Origin of the sequence: Moheibacter sp., from assembly GCF_049672845.1 — a bacterium.
Classification (GTDB): domain Bacteria; phylum Bacteroidota; class Bacteroidia; order Flavobacteriales; family Weeksellaceae; genus Moheibacter.
The window spans coordinates 163023-176010 of record NZ_JBATWT010000012.1; the positions used below are offsets into that span (position 1 = coordinate 163023).

15 protein-coding genes are annotated in these 12988 nt (G+C 36.3%); 7 read left to right on the forward strand and 8 right to left on the reverse strand.

What is annotated here, in order from left to right:
• Positions 1 to 69 precede the first annotated feature (69 nt).
• Positions 70 to 483, forward strand: coding sequence for a hypothetical protein (locus WBF63_RS06525; protein WP_424368905.1), 414 nt, complete (start codon positions 70 to 72; stop codon positions 481 to 483).
• Here WBF63_RS06525 and WBF63_RS06530 read toward each other — a convergent pair.
• Positions 480 to 1016 (reverse strand): hypothetical protein, encoded by a 537-nt coding sequence (locus WBF63_RS06530; RefSeq protein WP_424368906.1) that lies wholly within the window; start codon positions 1014 to 1016, stop codon positions 480 to 482. The two genes, WBF63_RS06525 and WBF63_RS06530, sit on opposite strands and share 4 nt — an antisense overlap.
• Entirely contained in the window at positions 1013 to 1915 is a 903-nt protein-coding gene (locus WBF63_RS06535) for a hypothetical protein (protein ID WP_424368907.1), read from the reverse strand. Before WBF63_RS06535 ends, WBF63_RS06530 begins: the two co-directional genes overlap by 4 nt.
• A gap of 146 nt (positions 1916 to 2061) precedes the next feature.
• On the opposite strand from WBF63_RS06535, the gene WBF63_RS06540 reads away from it, so the two are divergent.
• Both WBF63_RS06540 and WBF63_RS06545 read left to right on the forward strand, forming a co-directional pair.
• Positions 2062 to 3036: an SIMPL domain-containing protein gene (locus WBF63_RS06540; RefSeq protein WP_424368908.1), complete on the forward strand. Its 975-nt coding sequence runs from the start codon at positions 2062 to 2064 to the stop codon at positions 3034 to 3036.
• A gap of 70 nt (positions 3037 to 3106) precedes the next feature.
• Positions 3107 to 4234, forward strand: a complete 1128-nt coding sequence (locus WBF63_RS06545; protein ID WP_424368909.1) for a DUF2891 domain-containing protein — start codon at positions 3107 to 3109, stop codon at positions 4232 to 4234.
• A 1-nt stretch (position 4235) separates the two neighbouring features.
• Here the strand turns inward: WBF63_RS06545 and WBF63_RS06550 are convergent, their stop codons facing one another.
• Positions 4236 to 4757: a hypothetical protein gene (locus WBF63_RS06550; protein WP_424368910.1), complete on the reverse strand. Its 522-nt coding sequence runs from the start codon at positions 4755 to 4757 to the stop codon at positions 4236 to 4238.
• Between the two features lie 95 nt (positions 4758 to 4852).
• On the opposite strand from WBF63_RS06550, the gene sucD reads away from it, so the two are divergent.
• From sucD to WBF63_RS06565, 3 genes are all read left to right on the forward strand, one after another.
• Entirely contained in the window at positions 4853 to 5725 is an 873-nt protein-coding gene (sucD, locus tag WBF63_RS06555; protein WP_424368911.1) for a succinate--CoA ligase subunit alpha, read from the forward strand.
• Positions 5726 to 5830: 105 nt separating this feature from the next.
• Positions 5831 to 6436, forward strand: coding sequence for a porin family protein (locus tag WBF63_RS06560; RefSeq protein ID WP_424368912.1), 606 nt, complete (start codon positions 5831 to 5833; stop codon positions 6434 to 6436).
• A gap of 127 nt (positions 6437 to 6563) precedes the next feature.
• The gene (locus WBF63_RS06565) at positions 6564 to 7079 is read left to right on the forward strand and encodes a DUF4136 domain-containing protein (protein WP_424368913.1); all 516 of its coding nucleotides are present in this window, start codon (positions 6564 to 6566) and stop codon (positions 7077 to 7079) included.
• Between the two features lie 74 nt (positions 7080 to 7153).
• Here the strand turns inward: WBF63_RS06565 and mnmA are convergent, their stop codons facing one another.
• The 5 genes from mnmA to WBF63_RS06590 form a co-directional block, all read right to left on the reverse strand.
• Complete coding sequence (gene mnmA / locus WBF63_RS06570) at positions 7154 to 8341, reverse strand: tRNA 2-thiouridine(34) synthase MnmA (protein ID WP_424368914.1); 1188 nt, start codon at positions 8339 to 8341, stop codon at positions 7154 to 7156.
• Positions 8342 to 8454: 113 nt separating this feature from the next.
• Entirely contained in the window at positions 8455 to 9036 is a 582-nt protein-coding gene (locus tag WBF63_RS06575; protein ID WP_424368915.1) for a hypothetical protein, read from the reverse strand.
• Positions 9037 to 9050: 14 nt separating this feature from the next.
• Positions 9051 to 9464: an OsmC family protein gene (locus tag WBF63_RS06580; RefSeq protein ID WP_424368916.1), complete on the reverse strand. Its 414-nt coding sequence runs from the start codon at positions 9462 to 9464 to the stop codon at positions 9051 to 9053.
• A 71-nt stretch (positions 9465 to 9535) separates the two neighbouring features.
• Complete coding sequence (locus WBF63_RS06585; RefSeq protein WP_424368917.1) at positions 9536 to 10297, reverse strand: exonuclease domain-containing protein; 762 nt, start codon at positions 10295 to 10297, stop codon at positions 9536 to 9538.
• Complete coding sequence (locus WBF63_RS06590) at positions 10287 to 11024, reverse strand: CDP-alcohol phosphatidyltransferase family protein (RefSeq protein ID WP_424368918.1); 738 nt, start codon at positions 11022 to 11024, stop codon at positions 10287 to 10289. The genes WBF63_RS06585 and WBF63_RS06590 overlap by 11 nt, the downstream gene beginning before the upstream one ends.
• Positions 11025 to 11235: 211 nt before the next feature.
• Here WBF63_RS06590 and WBF63_RS06595 point away from each other — a divergent pair, with 211 nt between their 5' ends.
• Entirely contained in the window at positions 11236 to 12330 is a 1095-nt protein-coding gene (locus WBF63_RS06595; protein WP_424368919.1) for a PorV/PorQ family protein, read from the forward strand.
• Positions 12331 to 12988 lie beyond the last annotated feature (658 nt).

A 12988-nucleotide genomic window follows, 5' to 3' on the forward strand; every position in this document is an offset into this window, starting at 1 on the left:
AACATGGAGACCAAATTGGACAAAAGTAAACAATGTATTAATTTATAATCAACCTTTAAGTATTTTAGGATGCCAATAGTTAAAATCTTATATCGTACAATTATTTTTACAATTTTATTTTGTTTATTAAGAATAGGAGTTCATACTTTAATAGACTTCTTTGAAACTCAAAGCTTAACTGTTGATAAAATTATTGAATTTGCTACAATAGAATACATCCAATATACTTTTCTTATTGTTTCTGTGCCATTTTTAGTTTCTTCTACAATTTACTTTTATTTTCATGATAAAATAACCAAAGTCATTTATTGGATTATTGGATCAATACCAATTGGAATATTTATTTATGGAGCAAATATGGTAACGAATGAATTCACAGATTTAAAAGAATACATGTATTTGTTGATCCCTATTTTTTTATTTATAGCATTTTACTATAATTACCGGATGATAAATAAGGAATTGAAAAAAAATGATTTTTAATTCTGAATATCTCCCAAATTAATTTCCCAAACCGTTTTGGATTTCGAGCCAAACTTCTTCTCTAGGGGTTCAAAACGGATGATTTGATTTACTTCGAATTCTGTGCGAATTTGTTGGTTCGAAACGACCAAAACATAAGAGTTAACCCACTCATTAAGTCCCAATTCTCTGGAATTTTGACCTGATTTGATTTCAAACCGATACGATTTATTCTCAATTTTAGATAAGAATTCAATGAAACCGATTTCGGGTTGAGTAGATTTTGTAAAATCTCTGAATCGCATCTGGGCATCAGCCATCGCCAAGATATTCTCTCGGATTTGCTTTTTCAATTCCACATTTGTTTCGGACGAATAAATCGAAAGGTATTCATAAAACTCCTCCAATTTATTTTGAGAATTCTCCTGATAAGCCTCTATACTTCGCATGGAAAAATTGGCTTTGATTCCTTTCGGAGATTCAGGAACGGCTTGTCCCAAAAGAATTCCCGAAAGAAAAAACAGAGAGGCTATGCTTATTTTTTTTAGTTTCATAAGATTTGAATTCTGATGAAATTTATTTGTTTCTTATCATTGGTTTCCAGATTCAGGATTTTCATCTTCTTGGTTTCAGAAGTCGGAACGATTAATTTTCCCGAAAACTCCTCTTTGTTCAAATATTCTGCACCCAGATTTTCTTTCAGCATCAGGATGACTTCCAAATCTTCCGACAAAATCTTCTCGAGTTTCTCCTTGCGGTTTTCCCAATCCTTCAAATCCGAATGAATGAAATTCTTCAAAACCATCGCATAATCTTCCGGCTTGATCAAAATCTCTTGATCCGTTTTGGAAATTTCCACTTCTTTCGTTTCGAAATAAGGACTTTCAATGATGATTTTTTCCGAATTTGTATCTACCTCAAAGCTTGAATTCCCCAAATCAACCGGAATTTTCTCATCTTTTGAAACCTTGAAAACCTGAAGCTCTTCCGCTTGAACCGGTTCTTTTGTAAACTCATTTTTAATTTGAATGGTTTTCGGTTCTGATTTATTATAAAAAGTATAAGCCACCGTTACCAAAACCGCAAATAAAACCAATCCAAAAGCCAATAATCTTTGTTTGGATTTGGGAAGCTTGCCATCCTTTGCGAGCAATTCTTCGGAATCCGATCGATTTTGAAACCTAAAATCATCCCAATCGGCAAATCCAGAAAACCTTGAAAAAATATCCAGCATATCTTTTCGGGGAAGTTTTTCATTGGCTTCCGGTTTCAGATGTGTGTAAATCCACTTTTCGCTGACCCTTTCCTTGAGTTCCGTTTCGATTAAATCAATGAGCTGACGAATATCTTTTGAACTGAAACTTTTCCAATCGCCCTGAAATTGCGGATAGTAACTTTGGTAAGTCACCAAAATCCGCTTTTTCAGTTCCTGAAAATCTTTGAGTTCATTCATTTATCCGGTTCAAAATTAATTCGAAAAGAAATTTTAACTGCTGTAAATCTACTGTAAAACTACGGAATAAGTTTACAGTCAATGGAAAGTTGTTTTGCAGTGATACACTTTCTCTTCAGTCCTAAACTTGCGGAAAAATTAAAAATATGAAAACAAAATTATCATTTTTATTAAGTGGTCTGGTTTCAATTTGTATGGCACAAATTGGAGGAAATCAATTGTATGGTGGAAACAATTCTTCGAATTCTCATCTACATAATTTAACAATTAGCAATTCCATTTCGCCTAAAATCCAAATGTCAAAAGATGCTTTGAGTTTTGAAGTGAACATTTTAAATAATATCCAAGCAGATGTTTACGTCGTCACTTTGGGCGTAAATGAAGAAAACACTTCGGTGGAAGCTTGTAATACCCAAATCAATCAGAGAATTGAAAATTTCATGAAATCAATTTCCAAAATTGGAATTAAAAAGTCAGATGTTTATGTAGATTTTATTTCTCAAACCAAGATTTACGATTATGTTTCGGATTCAGAAGGAGAAAGAATTGACATCCAACAAGTGGATGTGGGATTTGAAATCAAAAAGAACATCATTTTTAAATTAAGTCGTTTGGAGTTATTTGATAAAATTCTGGAATTAGCTTCCAAAGAAAAGATTCACAACATCATCAATGTTGAATATTATGTGGAAAATCAAAATGCGATTTATGAAGAAATGTTGAAAGAAGCGATGAAAATACAAAAAGAAAGATTGAAATTATTGAACTTAAACGAGTCCGATTGGGAAATGGAGCCCATGATTTCCATTAATTTTTCTTCGGTTCAACCCGGACATCAATACAAAAAATTTCAGGCTTACGAGTCCGGAACCGTTTCTTATTCGAATTATTACAACAATAATTCAGTAATTGTTCGAAAAGAAGAAAGAAAATCCAATTCCTTTTACTTTGATGGTTTGGACTCCAATTCCTTTGATAAAATATTAAATGCTTCTACGCCGGTAGTAGGTTTACAGTTTCTGATGAACTTAAAAATAACTTATGTGAAAAAAGAAAAAGAGAAGAAAAATTATTATGTCGTTACCTCCAACGGTGAATTAAAAGCGCTGGAATTAAATTAATGCTTTTGCCTTGTCAAGATTCTGAATCTTGACAAGGATTTTATATCTTTAGGAAAAATTATATTTCCCAATGAACAAAAGATTTTTGATTTTTCTGGTAATTCCTTTTATGATTCTTTCATGCGACGAGAAAACACAAACCGTTGAACAACCCGGAAAAATTGAAAAAACCGTGAAAACGGTCGTTCCGGAAGATCTAGTGACTTTGGATTCTACTCAAGCCAATCGACTTGCAACTTTGCCACTTAAATGTATTCAGGTCGAATATCCCAATAAAACAGGCCAAGTGCTCAATGATTCCGCAGATCTGGGAACGCCGCGCGAATTACATCCCGCTTTCTTTGGTTGTTTTGACTGGCATTCTTCCGTGCACGGACATTGGTCGCTGGTTAAATTACTGAAAGACTTTCCGGAATTGGAACATAGAGATTCGATAATTGATCAATTGAAACTAAATATTTCCAAAAAAAATATTCAGGGCGAACTAGATTATTTCAACCGTGAACAGGAATATTCCTACGAACGGATGTACGGTTGGAGTTGGCTTTTGAAACTACAACAAGAACTCGATAGCTGGGATTTGGAAGAAGGAAATGAAATGGCAGAAAATCTTCAGCCTTTGAGCGATTTGATTATCGAAAGATACAAAGAGTTTTTACCCAAACTGAATTATCCTTTACGAGTGGGAACACATACCAATTCGGCATTCGGGATGAGTTTTGCTTATGATTATGCTGTTTCATCTAAAAATGAAGAATTGAAATCGGTCATTGAGAAAACCGCACGAAAACTTTATTTGAAAGATAAAAAATGTCCTATTTCTTGGGAGCCTGATGGATTTGATTTCCTTTCGCCTTGTTTGGAAGAAGTCGCTTTAATGCAAAGGGTTTTACCAAGGGATGAATTTCAGTTTTGGATCAGTGATTTCTTGCCGGAGTTAAAAAATCGTAATTTTTCGATGAGCGTAGGTAAAGTTTCGGATCGGGAAGATGGACATTTGGTTCATTTGGACGGACTGAATTTCGCACGTGCCTGGGTTTTTTATCGGCTTGCAAACGAAATTCCCACCGAATACGGGCATTTAAAACAAGAAGGCGACAAACATCTGGCTTATTCTTTACCTTCGATTACCGACGGAAGTTACGAAGGCGAACACTGGCTGGCGAGTTTTGCTTTGTATGCTTTGTCGGAAAGATAATTTATTTAATGGAAATAAAAGGAGTTATGATTATAATTCCGTCATAAAATTGTCCATCATATAATAAAAAATTGTTTTTCAGAACTTGGATTGACTTGATCGAGTCTTTATTTAATTTTTCGATTTCTTTTTGTGGTATTATGCTCCCATCGAAAATATAAATAATATTGCTATCCTTAATGTCTTTCTGTTTTGTTGTGGCTTTTTCATTTAGCCCAAAAATCAAAACACCGTTTTTAGCATTGGGTCCCCAAAGTTTTTCTAAGTCATCAATTTCTTCTCCCAAAAATGTAAAGTTTTGAATGTCTTTTTTCTCAAATAGTCTGAATTTCTCTGGGATTTCTTTTTCATTTTGATAAGCTTTTCCTTTGATAATGAACATAGGTTGCGTAATTTCCAATGATTGCTCTTGATTGGAAAGAAAATAATTGATAGAGTCATTTAACTCAGAATTAAAAACTGTAATTTGAGAAAAGGCAATTGAACAAAGAGATAGTGTAATATAGGTAAGTATATGCTTCATAATTGAGAAAAAAATCTTATGTAATATTAATCACGTGAAAGTATTTGCCAAAAGTATGAAAAATCAATACATTTGCGCTACCAAAAATATAAGTAATGGCAGTTTTAGTAAACAAGGATTCAAAAATAATCGTACAGGGATTTACCGGAAAGGAAGGAACTTTCCATGCAGAACAAATGATTGAATACGGAACCAACGTGGTTGGTGGCGTAACACCGGGCAAAGGTGGTTCAGAACATTTGGGTAAGCCTGTTTTTGACACAGTAGAAGACGCGGTAAATAAAGCCGGTGCTGATGTAAGTATTATTTTTGTTCCGCCGGCATTTGCCGCAGATGCAATTATGGAGGCTGCCGATGCAGGAATTAAAGTCATCATCTGTATTACCGAAGGAATTCCGGTATCAGATATGGTGAAAGTTCAGGCGTATATTGACAATCGTGATGTAACGCTAATCGGACCTAACTGTCCGGGAGTTATCACGGCTGACGAAGCAAAAGTGGGAATCATGCCCGGATTTGTTTTCAAAAAAGGAAAAGTAGGAATTGTTTCCAAGTCCGGAACTTTGACTTATGAAGCAGCGGACCAAGTGGTAAAAGCCGGATACGGAATTTCAACTGCAATCGGAATCGGAGGAGACCCTATCATCGGAACTACCACCAAAGAAGCATTGGAACTTTTCATCAACGACCCGGATACCGAAGCGGTCGTAATGATCGGTGAGATCGGTGGACAATTGGAAGCAGAAGCTGCTAGATGGTACAAAGAAAGCGGCTCTAAAAAGCCGGTTGTAGGTTTCATCGCCGGACAAACAGCACCAAAAGGAAGAACCATGGGACATGCCGGAGCTATCGTAGGAGGAAAAGACGATACAGCTCAAGCCAAAATGGAAATCATGAAAGAGTGCGGAATCAACGTAGTAGATTCTCCAGCTGAGATTGGTGAAACTGTTGCAAAAGTTTTAGGTTAATTATTGATAAAGAAATAAAAAAAAGTCCGGAATCAATTTTTCGGACTTTTTTGCGTTTTGAATTATAGGTTTATATTTGTAAGATAAAAAATCAACCAAGAAAAAATGAAAAAAATAATATTTACAGCGATAATCTGTTTAGTTTTTGCAGAAATAGGACAGGCACAGATTCGTTTTGGAGCTCGTGTGAGTGGTAGCATGACCAACATTACTGATGTTCACGGAAATTCTCGTTCCAGAGGTGGTTTCCAAGTAGGTGCATTAGGGCTAATCCCTATTACAAATAACGATATTTTATTTTTCCAACCTGAGATAAATTATTCAGCTCAGGGAGAATTTGATGAACCAAGAAGGGCAGATGGATCATATGAAAGACAAAAAATATTTTTAAGTTATATCAATGTTCCTTTGAATATGAAACTTTATTTTACCGATGCGGACAGTGAGTTTTTTGTTTTAGGAGGTCCGTATCTTGGGTTTATGGTGGCTGATAATACGGAAGCTTTAGATTATCCTAACGAGGCTGAAGATAATGAATACAGTGGCTTTGATTTTGGTGTTTCTTTAGGAGTAGGATTCAGCCTTAACCGCCAATTTGAAGCATCATTGCGTTATTCTTATGGATTAGTGGATCAAGTTAAAAATGATTGGGCTCAATCCAATAATCACACTTCTGTCCTGAATTTAGGTGTGAGTTATTTTTTTAACTAAATGAATAATAAAAAAACATTTATACTAAACCCGGTTCTGCCGGGTTTTTTTATTAATCCAATTTTTAACAAACAAATTCTCACTGGGAACGATTTTTGTGGTAAATTAGAAACTTAAATTGAACGAAATGAAATGGTATTCTTTATTTGCTTTTTTAATTGCGGCTGTCTTTTTGACTTCTTGTAATACTGTTCGCGTGACCTATGATTTTGACCGCGCGACCGATTTTAATACGTATAAAACCTATAATTTTCATCAGAAAGGAATTGATAAATTGGAACTAAACGATTTGGATAAACGAAGAATTCTTGCTGCAATTGATGTGCAGATGGCTGCGAAAGGCTTTACAAAATCGGATAATCCTCAACTGTATATCAATGTTTTGGCAAGTTCAAAAGAAAAAATCAACATTGACAATGGATATTACGGCGGATATTGGGGACCCTATTGGGGTGGACCTTCCAGGGTTTATCAATATACTTCCGGAACCATCATCATCGATATTGTAGACAATGCAAGAAATATTTTGGTATGGCAGGGAGCAGGAAGCGGTCTGGATGTTTCCAATCTGAACACTAAAGGTGATGATATTCCCAAAGCTATCGAAGAAATTTTAGCTAAATTCCCACCACCTGCGAAATAAATTAACTTAATAAAAAATTAAAATCCGAACTGATCACTGAGATTCTCGAAGTGAAGTGTCCGGATTTTTTAATTTCAATTAATCACGCCCGACCCAATCAATTCATCATCCAAATACCAGGCGGCAAACTGTCCTTCCGTAATGGCCGACTGTGGTTTTTCGAATTCAATGTATAAACCGGATTCGGCTTTGTGTAAAACCGCTTTTTGTAAAGGTTGACGATAACGAATTCTTACCATCGCTTCCATCGTTTCATCGGTATTTAATTTCAAATCTTCTCTGACCCAATGCAATTCTTCCTCCGAAATATAAAGTGCCTTTTTATACAATCCCGGATGATTTTTCCCTTGTCCGGTGTAAATGATATTTTCTTTCACATCGGTATCCAGCACAAATAGTGGCTCTATTTTTCCACCTACACCCAAACCTTTTCGTTGGCCTTTGGTGAAATAATGGGCGCCGTCATGTTTTCCGACTACTGCCCCAAAGCTTTTTTCATAAGCAACACCTTCCGACTCATAAGCCAGTTCTTCCCATTTGGTAAAAAACTGAGGTTTTGGTTGAGAATAAATTTCGTTTTCAGTCGAAATTTCAATGATTTCACCGGTTTTAGGTTTCAATTGTTGCTGTAGAAAATCGGGCAAACTTACTTTTCCTATGAAACAAAGTCCTTGCGAATCCTTCTTTTCTGCCGTTACCAATTCTTGTTCTTTCGCGATTTTCCGAACTTCCGATTTTTCCAAATCTCCAATTGGGAACAATGCTTTGGCTAATTGTTCTTGGCTCAATTGGCACAAAAAATAGGATTGATCTTTGTTTTTATCTTTTCCGGCAATCAAGCGAAATACCTTTTCGCCATTGATTTCCATTTCTTCACGACGGGCATAATGGCCGGTTGCGACATAATCTGCACCCAAGTCCAAAGCAGTTTTCAGAAATATATCAAATTTGATTTCACGGTTGCACAAAACATCGGGATTCGGCGTTCTTCCTTTTTCATATTCGGCAAACATATAATCCACGATGCGTTCTTTATAAATTTCACTTAAATCAATTACCTGAAAAGGAATTCCCAGTTTTTCGGCCACCATCAGCGCATCAGCGCTGTCTTCAATCCATGGACATTCGTCTTCCAAAGTTACCGAAGCATCGTTCCAGTTGCGCATGAAAAGCCCGATGACATTGTATCCTTGTTCTTTTAACAGATAAGCCGCAACGCTGGAATCCACTCCTCCCGATAATCCTACTACTACAGTTTTCATTTCGGGTGCAAATTTACGGAAGTTTTAAGTTATATATAACAGATTGTGAATTTAAAGTTTTAATGAGTAAATAGGATTAAGCAATAAGTGAAGCATTTAAATTTACCTTCGTTCTATTCATTGATACCAATCATTCTGTCCAGTTCTGCTATTTTTAAATTCTGATTGTGTTCATAGTTCAGATTATCACCTTGAGTAGTAAGTCGGAATGTTTCCAGTCGTTTGGAAATCTTCTCTGAATCTATACGGAAAACGTAGTTTTTTATAGGTTCATGATTGGAAGTTTTGAAAAATGTATAAGTTCTGTCTCCAGAAATACTGTCATTCTTTGTTTTGTAAACCAAAACTTCTTCATTTTTGATTGTTTCGAAGTTGTTTTTTACAAAATTTAAATAAGTTGCATCGACTTTTTCTGCTGTATGTTCTGAGCAGGAAAAGAACGATTTTCTCCAGTAATTTCTATTTTTGTCTTCCCAAAATAAATCAGTAGACCAATAATAGGGTGTTTCAATACAATCATACTGCATATCTTCTTTTTTCATCACCTTTATAGTCCCGGGGCGGGTTTCTTCTACAAAGAAATAATTTGTACCGCTGCCGAGTGAATCAATAAAAGTATTGATTTTAGGGTTTTCGGAAATTTGGCTGAATACCAGAGCAGGAAAGAGTAGGAGTAAAAGTAAATTTTTTTTCATAAGATTCATTAGAATTAATTTTTAGGCCACAAAAACTCCACTGTTTTCTTCACATCTTCATGAAGACTAAGAAAAACCGGACAGGTCATTGCAGTATTTTCAATAATGGCTTTTTCTTTGTCCGAATAAGTATCCTGACCTTTGATGGTCATTTTTACTACAATTTCACCAATTCTCCGTGGATTGGAAGTCATGATTTTGGTAATTTCAACTTCGGTACCTGCAATTTTATAGCCATGTGTATTTCCGGCGATGCCCATAATCGTCAGCATACAACTTCCCAAAGCAGTTGCCACCAAATCGGTAGGAGAGAAGCGTTCGCCTTTTCCGTTGTTGTCCGTCGGTGCATCGGTTTCGATCTGCGTCCCGGATTGCAAATGAACAGCTTCAGTTCGCAGTCCGCCTTTGTAAATAATTTTTGAAGTCATGGTTTTTTGTTTAATGTTTAAGGTTCAAAGTTTAAAGTTACACGGTGAATAGTCCCTCCCCTTTGGGGAGGTTAGGAGGGGCTTAATCGTATTTTCGTCAAAACTTTCTTCGTATAAAGTGGGAAATCCGCATTTTGAATCCAGCCATAATACCCCATGTCTTTCTCAAATACCTCTTTTACACTTTGACCTTTGTATTTTCCGAAATTGAAGATTTCATTTCCTTTTTCATCAATCCCAATCATTCCCGCCAAATCGGCTGTTTTTCGCTGAGAAGTATATTCGCTCAGGAATTTGATGTCATTTTCTAAATCATCATATCTTTTCAATTGGGCTTTGAAAATTTCATAAGTTGCTTCCACATCGGCTTCGGCCGAATGGGCATTTTCCATGGTTTTACCGCAATAAAACTGATAAGCCGCTGTCAAATCCCTTGGTTCTTTTTTGAAAAAAATCACCTGAACATCTACCAATCTATGTTTCTCCAAATCGAAATCAAATCCATTTCTCAGAAATTCTTCTGCCAATAACGGAACATCAAACCGATTGGAATTATAACCCGCAATGTCCGAATCCTTCATCATTTCCCAAATTTGTGGCGCAATTTCCTTGAATGAAGGTTCGTTAGCCACATCTTCATCAGTAATTCCATGAACGGACGAGGCTTCGACCGGAATGGGAATTCCGGGATTGACCCGAAGCGTTTTGCTATCTTTATTGCCGTTCGGATAAATTTTTAAAACGGAAATTTCAACAATTCGATCCTTACCGATATTAATTCCGGTGGTTTCCAAATCAAAAAAACAAAGAGGTTTGTGTAAATTAAGCGACATGAATAATTTTCTTTTTAAATAAAATCGACGTAATAATATATAATAGTATAATGAACGGCACCGAATTCATTTGAAACAGCACCAAAAGAATCAAACTGATAATCAAAAATAGATATTTATAATCATTGTCCTTCCAAGCAAAACCTTTGAATTTGAAAGAAAACAAAGGAAGATTGGCGATCAATAAATAACAAGAAAGAAGGGTAATTCCAATTAAGAAGTACAAATCATATTCCTTTGAAAGGATAAATCCATTCTGGTTTTGGATCCAGAACAGCGAAAAAATCAAAATCGTATTGGCCGGAGTTGCCAAACCTTTAAAATAAGTAGATTGTTCGGTATCGACATTGAACTTGGCCAAACGAAGGGCGGAGAAAAGTGTGATAAGGAAACCAATAAATGGTAGAAAACTACTTTCTGATGGATTTATTTCAAAATCACCCAATAAAATAAGCATCATAAGTCCAGGAACAAAACCAAAGGTTACCATATCTGCCAATGAATCCAATTGAACACCAATTTCCGAATTGATTTTCATCGCCCGCGCCACCATTCCGTCCAACAAATCGAATAAAAGAGAAATTGATAATAATATAGATACAATAATTAAAGGATCGTTTGAGCCGAAAACGGATTGATTGGGTAATGTAAATAAACTAATAACAGCCAAACACCCGCAAAACAGATTTCCCAACGTCAATAAATTCGGTATTGTAAAAAGTTTCATTTAATTTAATTAATTCTGCGAATTTCGAAAAACAAATTTCGAAAAACGAAGATAGCGCAATAAAAAACAAGATTTTGTGTTTTAAAGAAAACATTCGATTTTTGCCAAGCTAAACTAGTTTAATGTTCAAAGTTTCAAATTCAAAGTTATTTTTCACAACGACAAGAAAACCTGAAACTTTAAACCTGAAACTTGAAACCAGAATTTTACTTTGAAATTAAAAATTACATCCTTATTTATACTCGCCGGCATCTTCAGTTTTGCACAGGTAACACGTAAATATTCCAACGAATTCCTGAGCATCGGAGTAGATGCCCGCGCATTTGCCATGGGTAATTCTGTAGTGGCGCACACCAACGACGTGAATTCGGCTTATTGGAATCCCGCCGGACTTACCGAAGTGTACCACGGACCACAAATCGCAGCCATGCACGCCGAATATTTTCAGGGAATTGCCAAATACGATTATCTCGCCGGCGCTATGCCGCTTGACAACAATGCAGTCGTAGCGCTTTCATTGTACCGTTTTGGTGTCGATGATATCTTAAATACCACTCAACTTATCGATTCACAAGGAAACATCGACTACGATCGAATCAGTAAATTTTCCACCGCAGATTATGCGTTGAGCCTGAGTTACGCCGGATATTTCCTTGGAAATTCCGACATCGCCGTCGGAGCAAATGCCAAAATTGTTTATCGGCACATCGGGAAATTTGCCAGTTCCTTCGGCTTTGGGATCGACCTTGGCTTCCGATACCAAACTCAGGATGACTTCTATTTTGGTCTGATGGCACGCGATATCACGACCACTTTCAACGCTTGGAGCATCAACGAAGAAGAATTAAATACGATTACAGTCACCGAACCCGGAACCGGAAATCAGCAAACCGTAAACGAACTTCCCGAAGAAACCATAGAGCTTACACTTCCCAAACTCCAATTCGGAGTAGGGAAGAACTTCCAACTCAACGATAAGTTCAACATTCTGGGCGAAGTCGATCTGAACTTTCAGTTTGCCCAAACCAATGACCTGATCTCCACCGGAGCCCTCAGTATTTCACCATCAGCCGGATTTGAAGTCGGCTACGACAATATGGTTTTCCTGCGGGGCGGCGTAAACAACTTCCAATTCGAAACCACCTTTGAAGGCGAAAAAGAACTCACCTTTCAGCCCAACATCGGCGTCGGATTCCGTTACAAAGGCATTTCCATCGACTACGCACTCACAGACGTCGGCGACCAGAGCATCGCACTTTATTCCAACATCATCTCCCTCAAAATCGATTTGGGAGAATTTTATTGATACAGCCTTTATATTATAAAATTAATTTGGGCGCCCGGGCGGGCTGCTCCGGGGTTCCGTCTCGGCAGAGCCGAGACCGGCTTCCCTACGGTCGCCGCCCTGCACATCCTTGGCGCAAACAAAAACCAATTTAATCTTTTTTGTTTTTCAATCAACTTGTTGAGCTTAACAAAAGCTTAATAAACGGCCAACTATATAGTAAGAAAGTAGAATCTTAAAGTTTCTAATTGGACCTTTATCACTTTTCACGATTTCTAATTGCTTGAAAATTAATTCGCTGAAAATTATTTCAAAAAATATTGAAAAAATATTGAAAAAATATTCCCTAACCTTTGCGTAACATTGAAAAACATTTCTATCTTTGCACTCCTTTAAAACAACAACGAAGGGACTTTAAACAGACGGTTTAGAGTGATTGAAAAAGATGAAAAATCAGCGAATAAAAAATTATTTAAAAATTTTCATCAAAAAACTTGCAGAGTTAAAAATAACACTTACCTTTGCACCCGCTTTAAGAGATTGAAGCGAGGGATTAAGAAACGAGAAGTTCATTTGAAATAATAGAAAAGAAGAAAAAAAGCCTAAAAAGAGAAAACGGTCAATTTTGTAAGGCAGGCATCAAAGGTTCGAAGTTCTAAAAGTATTTAAAAAATTTTAC